The 16042-nt window shown below is 72.4% G+C and carries 13 protein-coding genes and 2 tRNA genes; 8 read left to right on the forward strand and 7 right to left on the reverse strand.

Translation table 11 applies throughout. From position 1 onward, the window contains the following. The first annotated feature begins 79 nt into the window (after positions 1 to 79). A complete protein-coding gene (locus ACFQS1_RS30795) occupies positions 80 to 2107 on the forward strand; it encodes a cellulose binding domain-containing protein (protein ID WP_378975188.1) in 2028 nt (675 codons plus the stop codon). A gap of 51 nt (positions 2108 to 2158) precedes the next feature. Here the strand turns inward: ACFQS1_RS30795 and ACFQS1_RS30800 are convergent, their stop codons facing one another. From ACFQS1_RS30800 to ACFQS1_RS30820, 5 genes are all read right to left on the reverse strand, one after another. Then, positions 2159 to 3199, reverse strand: a complete 1041-nt coding sequence (locus ACFQS1_RS30800) for a hypothetical protein (protein ID WP_378975190.1) — start codon at positions 3197 to 3199, stop codon at positions 2159 to 2161. Positions 3200 to 3286: 87 nt separating this feature from the next. Next, a tRNA-His gene (locus ACFQS1_RS30805) sits at positions 3287 to 3362 on the reverse strand. A gap of 89 nt (positions 3363 to 3451) precedes the next feature. Beyond that, entirely contained in the window at positions 3452 to 4042 is a 591-nt protein-coding gene (gene orn / locus ACFQS1_RS30810) for an oligoribonuclease (protein ID WP_378975192.1), read from the reverse strand. Between the two features lie 302 nt (positions 4043 to 4344). After that, positions 4345 to 7782: a hypothetical protein gene (locus tag ACFQS1_RS30815; RefSeq protein ID WP_378975194.1), complete on the reverse strand. Its 3438-nt coding sequence runs from the start codon at positions 7780 to 7782 to the stop codon at positions 4345 to 4347. A 143-nt stretch (positions 7783 to 7925) separates the two neighbouring features. Further along, complete coding sequence (locus ACFQS1_RS30820) at positions 7926 to 9587, reverse strand: copper resistance CopC/CopD family protein (RefSeq protein WP_378975196.1); 1662 nt, start codon at positions 9585 to 9587, stop codon at positions 7926 to 7928. A gap of 104 nt (positions 9588 to 9691) precedes the next feature. On the opposite strand from ACFQS1_RS30820, the gene ACFQS1_RS30825 reads away from it, so the two are divergent. The 6 genes from ACFQS1_RS30825 to ACFQS1_RS30850 all read left to right on the forward strand — a co-directional run bounded on the left by ACFQS1_RS30825 (position 9692) and on the right by ACFQS1_RS30850 (position 13356). Then, positions 9692 to 10228 (forward strand): sigma-70 family RNA polymerase sigma factor, encoded by a 537-nt coding sequence (locus ACFQS1_RS30825; protein WP_378975198.1) that lies wholly within the window; start codon positions 9692 to 9694, stop codon positions 10226 to 10228. A gap of 124 nt (positions 10229 to 10352) precedes the next feature. Continuing rightward, a complete protein-coding gene (locus ACFQS1_RS30830) occupies positions 10353 to 10820 on the forward strand; it encodes a MauE/DoxX family redox-associated membrane protein (protein ID WP_378975200.1) in 468 nt (155 codons plus the stop codon). Beyond that, entirely contained in the window at positions 10817 to 11566 is a 750-nt protein-coding gene (locus tag ACFQS1_RS30835; RefSeq protein WP_378975202.1) for a DsbA family protein, read from the forward strand. The genes ACFQS1_RS30830 and ACFQS1_RS30835 overlap by 4 nt, the downstream gene beginning before the upstream one ends. Continuing rightward, the gene (locus tag ACFQS1_RS30840) at positions 11563 to 12564 is read left to right on the forward strand and encodes a hypothetical protein (RefSeq protein WP_378975204.1); all 1002 of its coding nucleotides are present in this window, start codon (positions 11563 to 11565) and stop codon (positions 12562 to 12564) included. Before ACFQS1_RS30835 ends, ACFQS1_RS30840 begins: the two co-directional genes overlap by 4 nt. Continuing rightward, complete coding sequence (gene bcp / locus ACFQS1_RS30845; protein ID WP_378975206.1) at positions 12561 to 13037, forward strand: thioredoxin-dependent thiol peroxidase; 477 nt, start codon at positions 12561 to 12563, stop codon at positions 13035 to 13037. The genes ACFQS1_RS30840 and bcp overlap by 4 nt, the downstream gene beginning before the upstream one ends. 235 nt (positions 13038 to 13272) lie before the next feature. After that, a tRNA-Leu gene (locus ACFQS1_RS30850) sits at positions 13273 to 13356 on the forward strand. Positions 13357 to 13360: 4 nt separating this feature from the next. On the opposite strand, the gene ACFQS1_RS30855 is transcribed toward ACFQS1_RS30850, so the two are convergent. Next, positions 13361 to 14050, reverse strand: coding sequence for a TetR/AcrR family transcriptional regulator (locus ACFQS1_RS30855; RefSeq protein WP_378975208.1), 690 nt, complete (start codon positions 14048 to 14050; stop codon positions 13361 to 13363). Positions 14051 to 14113: 63 nt separating this feature from the next. Between ACFQS1_RS30855 and ACFQS1_RS30860 the strand changes: the two genes are divergently transcribed. Beyond that, positions 14114 to 15484: a DHA2 family efflux MFS transporter permease subunit gene (locus ACFQS1_RS30860; RefSeq protein WP_378975210.1), complete on the forward strand. Its 1371-nt coding sequence runs from the start codon at positions 14114 to 14116 to the stop codon at positions 15482 to 15484. Here ACFQS1_RS30860 and ACFQS1_RS30865 read toward each other — a convergent pair. Next, the gene (locus ACFQS1_RS30865) at positions 15466 to 16041 is read right to left on the reverse strand and encodes a TetR/AcrR family transcriptional regulator (protein ID WP_378975212.1); all 576 of its coding nucleotides are present in this window, start codon (positions 16039 to 16041) and stop codon (positions 15466 to 15468) included. The genes ACFQS1_RS30860 and ACFQS1_RS30865 overlap by 19 nt on opposite strands. Between the last annotated feature and the right edge of the window lies 1 nt (position 16042).

Below are 16042 nucleotides of genomic sequence, written 5' to 3' on the forward strand. Positions count from 1 at the left end.
ACGCGCATTGACACACTTCGTTATTGGCCGGAAGATTGGGAGCGCTCCCATTCCCCTTTGAATCGCTCTTTGGAGAGCCATGCAGACCGCGATCCCCCGTCGCGTCGCGCTGGGCACAGCCCTGCTCGCCGCGACCGCCTTGGCGGCGCCCGTCCAGGTCGCCCACGCCGCCGACACCCCCGTCAAGGTCACCGTCAACGCCCGCGCCGGCCAGGCCACCGTCCCGGCCACCGCGCTCGGGGTCAACGACGCCATCTGGGACACCACGCTCGGCACCGACGCCGTCGCCGACCTGCTCGGGGCGGCCGGCGTCAAGATGATCCGCTACCCGGGCGGCTCGTACGCCGACATCTACCACTGGGAGACGCACACCGCGCCCGGCGGCTATGTCGCCCCCAACACCGACTTCGACACGTTCATGGCCTCGGTCCGCCGGACCGGCGCCGAGCCCATGATCATCGCCAACTACGGGACCGGCACCGCCGCGGAGGCGGCCGGCTGGGTCCGGTATGCCAACGTCACCAAGAAGTACGGCGCGAAGTATTGGACGATCGGCAACGAGAACTACGGCAACGGCCACTACGGCTCCTCCTGGGAGGCCGACGACCACGCCGACAAGAGCCCGGCCCAGTACGCGGCCGAGGTGGTCGCCTACGCCGACGCGATGAAGGCGGTGGACCCGACGATCAAGGTCGGCGCGGTGCTGACCATGCCGGCGAACTGGCCGGACGCGCTCACCGGCGAGGGCGACGCCGGCAGCTGGAACCAGGTGGTGCTGCAGGCGGCCGGCCCGCACATCGACTTCGTCGACGTGCATTGGTACCCCGGCGGCGGCAGCGCGGCCGAGGCGATCGGCAAGACGCAGTACCTGGACGACTCGATCTACCTGCTCCGCAACCAGATCAACAAGTACGGCGGCGCGAACGCGAGCAAGCTCGGGATCAGCCTCACCGAGCTCAACGTCGGCGTCGGGCAGAACACCCAGCCGGGCGCGATCTTCCTGGCCGACGCGTACAGCAGCCTGATCGCCAACGGCGTCTTCACCGTGCAGTGGTGGAACGTGCACAACGGCATCGGCACGCCGTCGACCGTGGCCGGGCAGGCCGACTACAACGACTTCGGCCTGCTCTCCAGCGGCACCTGCACGGCCGACGGCACGGTCTGCGAGCCACCGCTGAACACGCCGTTCGCGCCGTACCACGCGCTCAAGCTGATGTCGTCGTTCGTGCACCCGGGCGACCAGATGGTGCGCGCCGCCACCGACAACGCGCTGATCACCGCGCACGCGGCCCGCCGGCCCAACGGCGACCTCGCGGTCCTGCTGATCAACAAGGACCCGGACGCGGCCCACGACGTGGCCCTGGCCTACAGCGGCTACACCCCGTCGGCGGCGGCCCCGGCCGTGCTGACCTACGGCAACGGGGACACCGGCATCCACGCCGGCAGCGCGACCTCGCTGCCGCCGTACTCGATCACGCTGGTGACCATGCACCCGAGCGCGAGCAATGCCGCGGCCCCGAACGCACCCGGCGCCCCGACCGCCTCGGCGGTCACCGACCGCACCGCGACCATCTCGTGGCCGGGCGTCGCCCGCGCCGTGAAGTACGAGATCCGCCGGGCCAATGGCGCGATCGGCGAGCAGCTCGCCGAGACCGGCGGCACGTCGTTCACCGTGCGCAACCTGCAGCCGGGCAAGCGGTACACGGTCAACGTGCTCGCCCGGGACGCGGCCGGGAACCTGTCGTGGTCGTCGCCGCCGCTGACCTTCACCACCGGCGCGCCCGCCACCAGCACGTGCACGGTGAAGTTCGCCGACACCAACGACTGGGGCAACGGCTACATCGGGCAGATCGACATCACCAACACCGGCGCGGCGCCGCTCAACGGCTGGACGCTGAACTTCACCTGGCCGGCCACGTGGCAGCGGGTGGACAGCGGATGGAACGCGACCTTCACCCAGACCGGCACCGACATGCGGGTGACCAGCGACGCGACGCTCGCCGCCGACGGCGGGACGACCTCGGTCGGCTTCGTCGGCAGCTACAGCGGGCCGAACGTGCTGCCGGTGGCCTTCACCCTGAACGGAACGCTCTGCTCAGCGGGCTGAGTCGCTCTCGTGAGCCGGCCGGGGTCCTTCGCCACGGCCGGCTCGGGGGCGCTAGGAAAACCGCGCCAGCCAGGCGGCGGCCTCCTCGGCGGGGAGCGCGCGGTCGGCGGTGAGCTCGGGGACCATCAGCGGATACAGGCGACCGACGTTGTAGGCGCGGCTGTACGACGGTCGATCGAGGACGATCACCCGGCGGCCGTCGACCACGGGGATGTCGGCCGGGCGGCCCTCGGCCCAGATCGGGGCGCCGGACGCGTCGGTCAGGTCGAACTGGGTGCGTACGCCGCCCTCCGGCATCATCATGCCGTCGGTCGCCGCGGCGACCCAGGCCGGGTCGGGACGCTCGCCCGGGATGCGATCGTCGCCGATCAGGGCGGCCGCCAGCAGCACGTGCAGCTGGATGTTGTCGCCGACGCCGCTCATCGTCAGCTCGAAGACCCGGCCGCTCTCCCGGTGCGCCACCACCAGGCCCTCGTCGTCGAGCACGCGTAGCAGGCCGAGGAGCCAGGGCGCGTCCTCGGCGTGCTCGCTCATCGCGATCGTGGCGGCGGTGAGCCGGTCGCGCTGGGGCAACGCCAGGCGGCTGGGCTTCTGCTGCAACGGCAGCAGCAGGCTGGGAATCCAGTCGTTCACCGAGAACCAGGCCTGGGTGATCTGCCCGGCCTCCTCGACGCTGAGCCCGGCCGCCGGTGCCGCGTCGACGATCCGGTCGCGCAGCGCGCGGTACTCGTCGGCGTTCCGGGGCGCGGACACCTCGCCCAGCTTGTCGGCGAGCAGGCCGAACTGCGCGGCCGCCTCGAGCCCAGCGGCGACCCGGTCGACGAGCACGCCGAGCACCGGCAGCGGGTCGGCGCCCATCTCGACCAGGCCGGCCGCCAGCGTGGCCAGGAACCCGCCGTTGCCGAGCGCCACCTCGTCCAGGGCCGGGGTGAGCTTGCGCAGGCCGGCGCTGAGCTCGGCCGCGTCGGCCAGCGGAACACGGTCGACGACGGCGCGCTGGTTGCGAGTCGACTCGGGGCCGTCCAGCCGGAGCACGGCATCGGCCAGGTCGGCGCAGATCTCGGGCAGGGTGTGCGAGGGGCGTCCGATCACCGACGCATCGTAGACGCTGCCTCGCCGTCGCGCGGGCCTGTACATACACGGAAGGCCCGGCCCATGATGGGCCAGGCCTTCCCCGCGTGGGGTGGTCGACGGGACTTGAACCCGCGGCCACCGGGACCACAACCCGGTGCTCTACCAGCTGAGCTACGACCACCATCGCCGTGCGGGGAACTCGCCCCGCGGTGCCGGCCAATCATAGCCGCATCCTCGCGGGGGTCGTCGAGCGGGTTACCCGCGATTCCCCTACAGCTCGGCAGCGATCGCCTTGGCCTGCTCGACGTCCGGGCCCGGCAGCGGGACGAAGACCGTGCGGCGGTAGTACTCGAGCTCGCGGATGCTCTCGCGGATGTCGGCGAGCGCCCGGTGGGCGAGGCCCTTGGGCGGCTGGCCGAAATACACCCGCGGGTACCACCGGCGGCACAGCTCCTTGATCGAGGAGACGTCGATCATGCGGTAGTGCAGGAAGGAGTCGAGCGCCGGCATGTCGCGGGCGAGAAAACCCCGGTCGGTGGCGATCGAATTGCCGCAGAGGGGCGCGGTGCGGGGGTTGGGGACAAATTCCTTCACGTACGCGAGGACTTGCTCCTCGGCCTCGGCCATGGTGATGACCGAGCGCCGGACCTCGTCGGTCAGCCCGGATTTCGCGTGCATGTCGCGCACCACCGGGGGCATCGCGTCCAGCGCCTCGTCGTCGGCGTGGATCACCAGGTCGACGCCCTCGCCCAGCACGTTGAGCTGGGGGTCGGTGACCAGCGCCGCGACCTCGATCAGCTTGTCCTTGCCCAGGTCGAGACCGGTCATCTCACAGTCGATCCACACCAGAAGATCAGCCACGCCGACAGCCTACGCCCGCGTACGGCGTGTCGCTGTCACGTCTTGACCAGCCACCCGTCCGGGCACGACCCGCCCGGTGACGTGTTTTGTCCGCTTTCGGGGGAGGACTTCCCAGTTGGCCGCTTCACGGGATAAACTGGGCTTAACGGACGAAGCCCCCCTTCGGTTACTCCGTTCCCCCGGTAAAGGGCCCTCCGCGTCGGCAGCGCGGAGGGCCCTTTCGCGGTCTCCCGCACCGGGCACACCGGGAAGCGAGGTCGAAGTCGAACCTGATCAAGGTAGGCACGGCGGCGGATGCCGGCTCAGTCGTCGTCGGGCCGGGCCGGCGCGGCGCGGCGACGCCGGACGGGCTCGGGCGGGGCCGGCTCGACCGACGCGGAGTTGGTAACGGTTCGGCGGCGACGGCGCTGGGCGGAGGCAGCGAGCAACTCGGCGGCCTCCTTCTGATAGCTCGACAGCCGGGACGCGAGCCCGCCGACGGCCGGTTCGCTCGCGGCATCGGCCTTCTTGCCGGTCGCCGCCGAGCCGGACTTCGCGGCCGCAGAACCTGGCCGCGCAGCGGTCGACTTGGCCGGGGCCTTTTTAGCCGGGGTCGCCTTGGCCGCACCTTGGGCCGCCGGAGTCGCCTTGCCCGCAGTTCGGGTCGCCGGGGTCGCCTTGGCCGCACCTCGGGCCGCCGGAGTCGCCTTGGCCGCCTTGGCAGTCGTGCCGCTTTCCTTGGTGGACGTGCTGGCTTCGCTGCTTTTCGCCTTGGTGGCGCGGGCGCGGGTCGTCTTGGTGGGCTTGGTCGCGTTCTCCACCTTCCCCGCCGGGCCGACCGCCGACTCCGGCTCCGCCTCGACGGCTGCTGCCGGGTCGGACTGGGCCTCAATGGCGGCGCGGGCGGCCACGTTCTCCGCGGCCTTGCGCCAGGCGGCGGGCGCCGGCTTCCGAACGCCACCGGAAGCCGGCATCGGGCGCTGCGCCAAGGGAAAGTCGGGCCGCTTCCCGGCCGGTGCGGTCGGCCCGACCGCTTCGACCGATCCGCCGGGCTTGACCGCCTCGGCTGATCCGGCCGGCTCGACAGCGCCCACTGATGCGGCGGGCCCGGCTGAGCCGGCCGGCCCGGCTGAGGCGGCGGGCCCGGCTGAGCCGGCCAGCCCGGCTGAGGCGACGGGCCCGGCTGATGCGACGGGCCCGGCTGATGCCGCCGGCTTGGCTGATGCCGCCGGCTTGGCTGATGCAGCGGGCTCGGCGGGCCTGGCTGATTCGGTCGAGCTGGACGCGGATCCGGTGGCGGCCGGTCCACCGATGCGCTTGCCGCGGGCCATCGCGTGCATCACGGCCGACACCTCCTGCGTCCCCGAGGCCACTCGCATCGACGACGGCGTCGGGGCCGGCGGGATTCCGGTCACCTGCGGCGCGGGGTGCGACTTGGCGACGTCGTCGGGGGCGGCGCCGGATGACGCGATGATGGGGCTCGACTTGGGAGCGGACACCGGACCAGGGTCTTCGCGACCTGCCCCGGTGTCCGCCCCCGCGGCCTGCCGCGCCCTACTGGCGGTTAGGGGCGGCTCGGCGCCGGCGCTCGCGGTGGTCGCCGAAGCTGACGGCACTGCGGAGGCGGCCGGCGTGGCGGGCTGTACCTTTTCCGGGCCGGCGGACTTGGGGGGCTGGCCGGCCACGGGCGTCGCGAGGGAAGAGGCTTCCGCAGGTGACGAGGATTCTTCGCGTTGCACGGTAGCTCTTGCCGGGTTCGCCTTCCCAGCGGACGGGCCGAGTTCTGCGTCACCCGGCGCCCGCTCCTGCGCCGCGATGGATGCCCGGCCCAGCCCCAGAACGCTCGGGAACGGCGAGGACTCCTCGCCACCCGACCGCACGGAACCCGCCGACCGCGAACCCGCCGGCGTCGATTTGTCGGGCGTAGCCACGGAGGCGTCAACCGACGAACCGGTCCCGTCGCCGTCGCCGGAGCGGGTGCCGATCGTGACGCCGGCATCAGTGCCGATGGCTGCTACCGCCCGGCTGTCCTCGACGGGCTGATCCGCCGCGGCAGAGTCGGTCGCCGCGCCAGGTATCGCAGTGGCGGCAGGCGACGCAGTGGCGGCAGGCGACGCAGCGGAAGCAGGCGACGCAGCGGAAGCAGGCGCCGTGCTCGCGGTCGGCGACGCACCGGCGGCCGGCGCGTCGCGAGCCTGGGCAGGCGACGGGAACAGGGACGGTGCCGCCGGACCGTTGCCGGGCGCGGGCTGGCGGCCGACCCGCCGGGCGTCCGCCCTGGTCAAGCCGTTGGCGGCCCAGTCGGTAGCCTGGGGGCCGGTGACCATGGAGACGCGCTGCCCGGCCGTACGCGAATGCTGCATCGACATCGGGTCACGCCCAGCGGAAGCGGCCCCGGCCGGCTCGAACTCGCCTCTCGCCGCCCGCGCGTCGGCGATGCCCTTGCGGCGAGCCACCTCGGCCATCCGGGCCGCCGCCGTCGCCTCGGTCTCGCGTGCGCGCTCGGCGGCCGTCTCCGCGACCCAGGCGTCGACCGCCGAGGCGTGGAACATCGGCAGGTCGCTGGGCCCCGGGTTGCGGCGGCGGCTGCGTTCGCCACGGCGGCCGAAGATGGGGTCCGGCCCGGATGGCGGGTCGCCCAGTGGCAGGGACATCGGCCCAGGCACGGACGACTGCTGGATGAAGCTGAGCGGTTCCCCGGGCTTCGGCGACCGATCCGCGGAGGCACTCGCCGGCTCCGAGGCGCGCTCCCCCGAGCCGGCGGTGGCCAAAGCGGCCGAACCGTCGGCGAACCCGGCGGCGAAAGCGGCATCATCGCGCGAAGGCCCGGCCGCACCGCCCGGGATCGCCGTCGCCGCCGCGTACTCGGCCGCGTCGGGAGCGGCTCGCATCGTGACCGCCTCGGGGCCGGACAGGGCCGGCGTCCCGGCCGGAGGCCAGACGAACTGCGGTGTGGCCGGCGGCAGCGCCGCGGCCTTCTGGGCGTCGGCGAGCGTTCGGGGCCGGTGGGCGCCGCCCGGCCGGCCGGCGGTGAGCGCCAGCGGCAACGGCGTTCCGATCGCGGCCATGAGGTCCGGCACCTGACTGGGCTCGACCACGTAGACCACCTCGCGCCTTCGCCCGGGCCAGGCCAGGACGATCAGGCCCCCCATCACCAGCAGCGTGCCCAGGGTGAGCAGGCCCCACGTGCTGGAGTTCAGCCAGCCGGGGCGGATCTCGGCGCCGGCGGTCAGGCGCAGGCCGGGCTTGGCGCCGGGGTTCATCACCACCAGGCTGTACGGGCCGCCGGTCACCTCGCCCGGCGTCCAGGCCAGCTCGCCGTCGCCGGTGCGCAGCCAGAACGTCGCGCGGGCGGGGATCGTCTCGGGGGCGCGGCGGCCGCCCAGGACGGTGCTGGCGACGGGGAGGGAGCCGGTGCCGATGTCGACCTTGTCGACCGTGCTGTGCGGGACGCCGGAGAGGTACTGGTCGACGGCCGCGGTCGGGGCGATGCCGAGGAAGGCGGGGCCGTCCTGGGTGGCGGCCGTGACGCGCAGCTGGGTGTCGCCGATCCGGGTGAAGGGCGCGTCGGAGCGCAGCAGGCGATCGACGTCGGGTACCACGACGGCGTACCCGGGGGTGATCAGCCGCTGGAGGTCGCCGCCGAACGCGCCGCCCTGGTCGCGGTGCTGCATGGCCGCCCACAGCCCGGCGCCGGCCAGCAGCGATGGCAGGCCGATGGTCAGCAGCAGCATTCCGAGGATGGTGCGGAGCACCCGCATCAGCTTCTCCCCCTTCTGAGGCCGTACTGCGCCGACCATACAGATCCAAATATCCCCAAAGTGGTCAAATAGCCGCTAAATCGCTGATAGATATAACAACGCCCCGACCCGCATCGGCAGATCGGGGCGCGGGGCCGATCGGGTCAGGAAATGGTGGCGGTCATGGTCAGGGTCTGCTGATCGATGTCGCTCGTCCGCGCGGTGAACTTGAAGGTCCACTGGCCGGCCTGCGGCAGCGCGATGTCGCCCACGGCATGGAAGTCGGTGATCCGCAGCAGCGGGATCTCGATCGGCTCGATCCCCTTGGCCGGCAGCGCGGCCGTGCCGGTCCACTCGACGACGGTCAGCGGCTTGTTGTCGGGCGTGTACGCGTACAGGTGAATGGAGTTGTTGCCCACCGTGGCCGGGAAAATGTCCACCTGCAGCGCCATCGTGCTGCTCGTCAGCGTCTGACTCACCGTCGACGAGGTCGAGCCGGTGTCGGCCGCCTCGGCGGTGCGCGGCGGGGCGATCTGCACGAGCGCGGCCGTCACCCCCAGCACCACCGCGGTGATCGCGAGCTCGGCCGCGACCACCCGGCGCAGCCGGCCCGGCGACGACTCGGCCTGCCGGGAGCGGACCAGCCGCCGCGAGAACCACGCCACGCCGAGCACGCACGCGGCCAGCGCCACCTTGACCAGGATGAGCCGCCCGTACGTGCTGTCCACCAGCCCGCTGAGCGTGGACACCTCGATCAGCGCCTGCACCACGCCGGCCAGGATCAGCGCGCTCACCGCGGTCGCCGCCCAGCGCGACCAGATCGGCAGGATCGCCTCGAGCTCGCGCTCGCTGGCCCGGCGCAGCAGGAAGCCGACCAGCATCACCAGCCCGCCCAGCCACACCGACATGGCGGCCAGGTGGATCGCGTCGATCACCACCGAGACACCGGCCACCGGGGAGGCGGTCGGGTGGCCGGTGAGCGGCCAAGTGGCCAGTGCCGCGACGCCGAGCACGCCGAGCAGCGCCAGGTCGGTCCTGGACTCGCCCGCCCCGTTGCCGCGCAGCAGCGGCCGCAACAGGAACGCCGCCGCGGCGAGCACCCCCAGCCGCACCAGCATGACCGCGCCGAACGTGCTGCCGAGCACGTCGCGCAGGTCGCCGACGCGCACGTCGAACAGGCCGGTGCCGAGCGAATACGGCACCTGGAGCCAGATCGCCGCCAGCGTGCTGACCGTGACCAGGCCCATGCCCGTCCAGATCAGACGGGACGGCCCGCGGCGGCTCAGCCGGTGCGGCCAGAGCAGGGCGAGCACCAGCGCCGGCCCGACGAGCAACACCAGCCCGGCGTACCCGAGGTATTTGCCGACCGGGATCAGCGCCCGGACCACCGGATCGACCTTGGTGTCGTCGATCGTCGCCGACGGCGGCGTCGAGGCGGCGCCCACCGAATAGGTGATGCTGCCGCCGACCGGGTGGCTGTCCGCGGAGATCACCCGGAAACTCACCAGATAGGTTCCCCGGCCGCCGCCGGAGCGCAGCGGGACCGTGACCGTGTTGCCGTCCACCGTCGGGTCACCCTGGTCGGCGCGGGAGCCGTCCGGGCCGATCACCTGGATCTTGCCGTTGACCAGCTGGACCGACTCGCTGAAGGTCAGCGTCACCTTGTTCGGCGCGTCGGGCACGATCGTGCCGTTGCCCGGGTCGGTGGCGACCAGCGCGGCGTGCGCGCTGGCCGGCGAGGCGCCGAGCAGCACGCCGAAAAGCCCGATCAACAGGCCGGCGGCGCCCGCCAGCGCCCGGCGACGATCAAAGGTCATGCGCGCCATGCTCCACGATCCGGTCGGAAGTACCCACCGGCGGGTAGTCGCCGATGCGCCCCACATGGTTCCAGAAGCCTCCGACAATTCCGCTTCCCGTACCATCTCCGACCATGACCGAGGGCGAGAGCACCACGGAGCTGGCCAGAAGGGCCGGGGCGGGCGACGCCGCCGCCCTGGCCGAGTTCGTCCGGGCCACCCAGCCCGAGGTGTGGCGCTTCACCGCCGCCCTGGTCGACCCCGGCTCCGCCGACGACCTCACCCAGGAGACGTTCCTGCGGGCGGTCAAGGCCCTGCCCGGCTTCGAGGGCCGCTCCTCCGCCCGTACGTGGCTGTTGGGCATCGCCCGGCGCGCCTGCGCCGACCACCTCCGCGCGGTGGTCCGCCGCCGGCGGCTCGACGCGCGCCTCGCCGCCCAGGCCGTCACCGACCTGCCCGTGCCCGACCCGGCGCATCGGCTCGGCACCGCCGATCTGCTCGCCCGGCTCAGCGAGGAGCGGCGCACCGCGTTCGTGCTCACCCAGGTGCTCGGCCTGTCCTACGCCGAGGCCGCCGACGTCGAGGAGGTGCCCGTCGGCACCATCCGGTCGCGGGTGGCCAGGGCACGCGACGAGCTGGTGACCGCCGTCGCACAAGCGCGGGCCGTCTGAAAACCAGGGTAGGAAGTCCCTGCCGGTTCCCAGACAAAGCACAGGAGACTGAGGGAACCTCGGCATGGAGGACTTCGACTAACAGGGCGTGACGACGATGGAAACCAGGCAGTTGTCTGCCCGGATGACGGCTGCCTGGCCGTGGATCTCCACGGTGGCCCGGCTCGGCCTCGCCGCGGTCTTCCTGACGGCGGGCCTGCTCAAGGTGGGTGACCTGGCCGCCTCGGGGCGCGCGGTGAACGCTTACCGGCTGTTCTCGTACGACACGGCCAAGGTCATCGGAGCGGTCCAGCCGTTCCTGGAGATCGCGCTCGGCCTGCTGCTGCTGATCGGCCTCGCGGTCCGGCTCAGCGCCGCCATCGCCGCGCTGCTGCTGGTGATTTTCATCGCCGGGATCGTGTCGGCGTGGGCCCGGGGGCTGCAGATCGACTGCGGCTGCTTCAGCAAGGGCGGCGACCTCGCCGCCGGGCGCACCGCACAGTACGGCCTGGAGATCCTGCGCGACGTCGGCTTCCTGATCCTCGCCGGGATTCTGCTGGCGAAACCGCGTACCCGGTTCTCGCTGGACGGTCTGTTGATGGGAGAACGATGAGCAAGGGCAATCGGGGGCGGGATCGAGCGGCCGCCCGGCGGATCGTCGAGCAGCAGAAGGCGGCGGCCAAGCGCCGCCGGGTGACAATCTGGACCTCCGTGGCGGTGGTGGCGGTGCTGCTGATCGCCGGCCTGATCGGCTGGGGGGTCTACGCCAGCCAGTCCAAGAACGACGCGGCCGGCGTCGTCACGCCGAGCGTCGCGGTCGACGACGGCACCGCGTTCGCGCTCGGCACCGGGCCGGTCACGATCGACGTGTACGAGGACTTCATGTGCCCGATCTGCCATCAGTTCGAGAACGCCGCCGGCGACACGATCGCGCAGATGGTCACCGACAAGAAGGTCACCGTGCGATACCACACCGTCGCGATCCTCGACGACGCGTCGAACGGCACGAAGTACTCCACCCGGTCGGCCGGGGCGGCGGCCGCCGCGGCCGAGGGCGGCAAGTTCAAGGAGTACCACGACGCCCTCTACGACAATCAGCCCGAGGAGAACAGCGACGGCCTCAGCGACGCCAAGCTGATCGAGCTGGGCAAGGGCGTCGGGCTGGGCGACGACTTCGCCAAGGCGGTGACCGGCAAGACGTACGACGCGTGGGTCGGCAAGGTCACCGACACGTTCTCTGCGCGCGGCTTCAATGGCACGCCGACCGTCGTGGTCAACGGCAAGCAGGTGACCGGCCCCAACGGCTCGGTGCCCACCGCCGACGTCCTGACCAAGGCCGTGGACGCGGCCGCGGGGTGAGACGGCTCGCCCTCCCGGTGATCGTGGCCGGCGCGTTGCTCGGGCCGGCCACGCCCGCGTTCGCGCACGGCGGCGACGCGCCCGACGCGACCGCCTATCGCACGACGGTCACCGGGATCAGCACCCCCGAGAAGGGCCTGAGCATCCGCACGGTCGAGGCCGGGGCACGGCTCGAGCTCACCAACAAGACCGGCCACTCCGTCGAGGTCCTCGGCTACTCCGGCGAGCCATATCTCGACATCCGCCCCGACGGCACCTGGGAAAACGTGCGTTCGCCGGCGGCGTACCTCAATGCGACCCGGACCGGCGACAACCCGGTGCCCGCCGCGGCCGACCCCACCGCGCCGCCCAGCTGGCGCAAGCTCTCGTCCTCGACCACGGTGCGCTGGCACGACCGGCGCACCCACTGGCTCAGCGCCGATCTGCCGCCGCAGGCGGTTGCCGACCCGTCGCGCGCGCATCGCCTCCGCTCGTGGACGGTCCCACTGCGCGAGCAGGTGCGCACCTTCGAGGTCGAGGGCACGCTCGACTGGGAGCCGGCACCGCGCGCCTGGCTCTGGTGGATCAGCGCGGCGCTCGTCCTCGTATCGGCACTCGGCCTGCTCAGGCGGTGGTCCGGGGCCTTGCGGCCGGTCGCGCTCGCTGGGGCTTTCGCACCTTTCGCGTACGCCGTGAGCACCGCCCTCGACGGCGGCGCCCCGTCCCTCGTCCTCGTTCTGGCCGGCCTGCTCCCGCTCGCGGCGGTGTTCCGCCATCCGCCGTTCTACCTCGCCCTCGCCGGCGCCTGCCTGGCCCTGTTCGCCGGCTTCGCGCAGACCGGCGCGTTCGGCGCGGCGGTCCTGCCCACCGCGGGCCCGGCCGGGCTGTCCCGCGCCTTCGTGATGATCGCCCTCGGCGTGGGCGTCGCGATGGCCCTGACCGGCGTTCTCCGCCTGCGCGCGGCGCTGCCTCCGGGTACGCCGGAATCGTCGGCGGACCGGACTATCGTCATCGCATGACTGAGACCGCCCGACTCTCCGCCGGCGACGCCGCGCCCGACTTCTCGCTGCCCACCGACAACGGCGACCGGCTCACGCTCAAGGACCTGCGCGGCCGCAAGGTCATCCTGTACGCGTACCCCGCGGCGATGACCCCCGGCTGCACCACCCAGGCGTGCGACTTCCGCGACAACCTGGCCTCGCTGCGGGCCGAGGGCTACGAGGTGGTCGGCATCTCCCCCGACGCCCCGGCCAAGCTGGCCAAGTTCCGCGAGCGCGACGCCATCACGTTCCCCCTGGTCAGCGACGAGGACAAGAGCGTGCTGACGGCGTATGGCGCGTTCGGCGAAAAGCAGAGCTACGGCCGCACGCTGATGGGCGTGATCCGCTCCACCTTCGTGATCGACGAGAACGGCGTCATCGAGAAGGCGATGTACAACGTCAAGGCCACCGGCCACGTCGCCAAGCTCCGCCGCGACCTGGGCATCGACTGAGCGCCGCCGGGACCTCCGCCGGCCGGCTCGAGATCCGGGCTCCGCGGGAGGATTTTCCGCAGGTTCGCCCCCGATCTGCCGATCATTCCGGCAAGTCACTCCGACCGACAGGTCCCCCGTCCCACGGCGGCCGTCATGCGGCTTCGATCCGCAAGGCGGCCGCCGTGCCGGGCGGGCGGATGGCCGCGGACCGTCTAGACTCTTTTCAACGTTTGGCCCGGTGGAGCCAGATGCGGCGGGAGTGGCGTAATTGGCAGCCGCGCTGGGTTTAGGTCCCAGTGTCCGAGAGGACGTAGGGGTTCGAGTCCCCTCTTCCGCACCTCTTAGGTGAGCTCGCGGGCAAAGCCGTCCAGCAGCCAGCGCAGACCGCGCTCGAAGTTGTCGTCCTCGGGGCGGCCGGCCTCGAGCATGCGGGCCAGATGTGGATACTCCCCGGTCGCCACCAGCTGGGTCAGGTACGGCTCGAGCAGCCGACCCTGGCCGGTGCGGGCCTGCTCGTGCTCGCGGGACTCGCGGACCGCGAAACCGGTGCTGTAATCGGCGACCGCGGTCAGCAGGCGCCATTTCCACGCGTCGTCGGCGTCGAGCCCGTCCAGGGCGGCGATCGACTCCTCGCTGTGCCGCAGCATGTTGGGGCCGACGTGGCCCAGCACCGACCGGCGGGTGACCAGCTCGACCAGCCACGGGTGCCGCAGGGTCGTCGCGCGCTCGCGGCGGGCGATGGCGATCGTCGCCTCGCGCCAGTCGGACGGCAGCTCGCCGGCCGGCAGCGTCTCGGTGGCGACCTCGTCGGCCATCAGGTCGAGGAGGTCTTCCTTGCTCTCGATGTACGTGTACAGGCTCATCGCGCGGGCGTTGAGGTCGGTGGCGACGCGGCGGATCGACACCGCGTCGAGCCCTTCCGCGTCGGCGATCGCGACGGCGGCGCGCACGATCGCGTCGCGGCTCAGCGCCGTGCGCCGGCGCGTGCTCTCGCGGGCCCACACGGGGACCCGGCCCTGCTGATCGCCCATCGCGTTCACCATACACCGTACAAAAACTGATACAGCGTACGGCGAAGCGCTACGCTGTACGGCATGACCACGACGAAGTTCGACCCCGCTCTGCGGAACACGTCCGTGGTGGTCGCGCTCGGTGCGATCATGACGCTGATCGACTCCACGATCGTCAATGTCGCGGTGCACGTGCTCGGCCGCGACCTGGGCGCCCCGCTGGCGACGATCCAGTGGGTCCTCACCGGCTACCTGCTGGCCCTGTCAATGACGGTCCCGGTCACCGGCTGGGCCATCGGGCGCTACGGCGCCAAGTTGGTCTGGATCACCGCCCTGTCCCTCTTCCTCGCCGGATCGGTGCTGTGCGGCGCCGCCTGGTCGCCCGGCAGCCTCATCCTGTTCCGCGTGCTCCAGGGCGTCGGCGGCGGCCTGCTCGTGCCGGTCGCGCAGACGATGCTCGCCCGCCAGGCCGGCCCGCAGCGGATGGCCCGGGCGATGGCCGTCGTCTCGATCCCGGCCATGCTGGCGCCCGCGCTGGGACCGATCCTCGGCGGGCTGCTGCTCGATCACCTGTCCTGGCGCTGGATGTTCCTGATCAACGTGCCGGTCTGCGCGGCGGCGCTGCTGGCCGCCGTACGATTGCTGCCGCCCGAAACCGGTGAGCGCGAGCGGACCGACCTGGATGTCGCCGGTCTCGCCCTGCTTTCGCCCGCGGCCGCGCTGCTGGTCTACGGCCGCGTCGCAACGCTGCTGGCGGGTGTCGCGCTGCTGGTGGCGTTCGTCGGGCACGCGCTGCGGCGGCGCGAGCGCGCGCTGATCGACCTGCGGCTGTTCACCGACCGGCCGATGACGATCGCGGTGAGCGTGCTGTTCTGCTACTCGCTGGCGATGTCCGGCGTGCTGCTGCTCATCCCGCTCTACGCACAGGCGGTGGGCGGTCGCGGCGTGCTCGGCGCCGGCCTGCTGGTGGCGCCGCTGGGCGCGGGGGCGATCGTGACGATGGCGCTGGCCGGCCGGATCGCCGACCGGTTCGGCTCGCGGCGGCCGGCCCTCGCCGGCATCGTGCTGGTGCTGGCCGGGATGCTGCCGTGGACCCGGGTGGACGCCGGCGCGGGGTGGCCGCTGCTGATCGGGGCGGCCTTCGTGATGGGCCTCGGCCACGGCGCGGTCACGCCGGCGGTGCTGGCCGGCGCGTACCGGTCGCTGCCGAAGCCGGCGATCCCGCACGCGACCGTGGCGTCGACCATCCTCATCCGCACCGGCGCCGCCCTCGGCGCGGCGGTGATCAGCCTCGTGCTGCAGTCGCTTCTTCGCACTGCCCTTCCGGCGTCGGCGTTCGCGCACGGCTTCGGCTGGGCGCTCGGCATCACCGCGCTCGCACTGCTGCCGGCTCTGCTCATCCGCGACCTTCCCGGCCGCGATGCGGCGGGCCGCGCTCATCCGCGAGATTCATAAAGGCGCATGAAGTACGCATACGCCTCGTCGACCTCCTCCTTGGGCGCGCCGGCCAGCAGGTCCAGCAGCAGACCCCTGGTCACCGCCACACCGAGGCGCAGGGCGGCCCGATCGGGCGCCACGCCCAGCCGCTCGGCCACCACGGCCGCCTCCTCCAGCCAGGGCTCGGTGAGCGAATTGCCGAGCGTGGCCGGTGCGTCCCCGCCGGTAGACGGCGAATCCCCGCCGGCGGACGGCGCATCCCCGCGGAGGGACAACGCGAAGACCTCGAAGAACAGGCGCACGAACGGGCGCACCTCGGGGCTGGAGACCCGCTCCCAGACCGAGGCCATCACCTCGTGCGGATCGTCGCCGGCCAGGGCCGCCCGCTGCCGGGCCTCCATCGCCTCGACGATCGCGGCGAGCAGGCCCTCGCGGGAGCCGAAGTGGTAGATCAGCATCCGGTGGCTGGTGCCGACGCTCGCGGCGATCTCGCGGAGGCTGCGGTCGGCGAGGCCGTCCCGCGCGACGGCGTCCATCACCTTGGTGAGCAGGGTCTCACGGGAGTCGCTGGGCATG

The sequence above is a fragment of the Paractinoplanes rhizophilus genome (assembly GCF_042664765.1).
In the GTDB taxonomy this organism is placed as follows: domain Bacteria; phylum Actinomycetota; class Actinomycetes; order Mycobacteriales; family Micromonosporaceae; genus Actinoplanes; species Actinoplanes rhizophilus.

Bases quoted from the DNA above. Each gene is read 5' to 3' on its own strand.
- ACFQS1_RS30795 (WP_378975188.1), top strand. From the start codon at position 80: ATGCAGACCGCGATCCCCCGTCGCGTCGCGCTGGGCACAGCCCTGCTC.
- ACFQS1_RS30815 (WP_378975194.1), bottom strand. From the start codon at position 7,782: ATGCGGGTGCTCCGCACCATCCTCGGAATGCTGCTGCTGACCATCGGC.
- ACFQS1_RS30820 (WP_378975196.1), bottom strand. From the start codon at position 9,587: ATGGCGCGCATGACCTTTGATCGTCGCCGGGCGCTGGCGGGCGCCGCC.
- ACFQS1_RS30825 (WP_378975198.1), top strand. From the start codon at position 9,692: ATGACCGAGGGCGAGAGCACCACGGAGCTGGCCAGAAGGGCCGGGGCG.
- ACFQS1_RS30830 (WP_378975200.1), top strand. From the start codon at position 10,353: ATGACGGCTGCCTGGCCGTGGATCTCCACGGTGGCCCGGCTCGGCCTC.
- ACFQS1_RS30835 (WP_378975202.1), top strand. From the start codon at position 10,817: ATGAGCAAGGGCAATCGGGGGCGGGATCGAGCGGCCGCCCGGCGGATC.
- bcp (WP_378975206.1), top strand. From the start codon at position 12,561: ATGACTGAGACCGCCCGACTCTCCGCCGGCGACGCCGCGCCCGACTTC.
- ACFQS1_RS30855 (WP_378975208.1), bottom strand. From the start codon at position 14,050: ATGGGCGATCAGCAGGGCCGGGTCCCCGTGTGGGCCCGCGAGAGCACG.
- ACFQS1_RS30860 (WP_378975210.1), top strand. From the start codon at position 14,114: ATGACCACGACGAAGTTCGACCCCGCTCTGCGGAACACGTCCGTGGTG.
- ACFQS1_RS30865 (WP_378975212.1), bottom strand. From the start codon at position 16,041: ATGCCCAGCGACTCCCGTGAGACCCTGCTCACCAAGGTGATGGACGCC.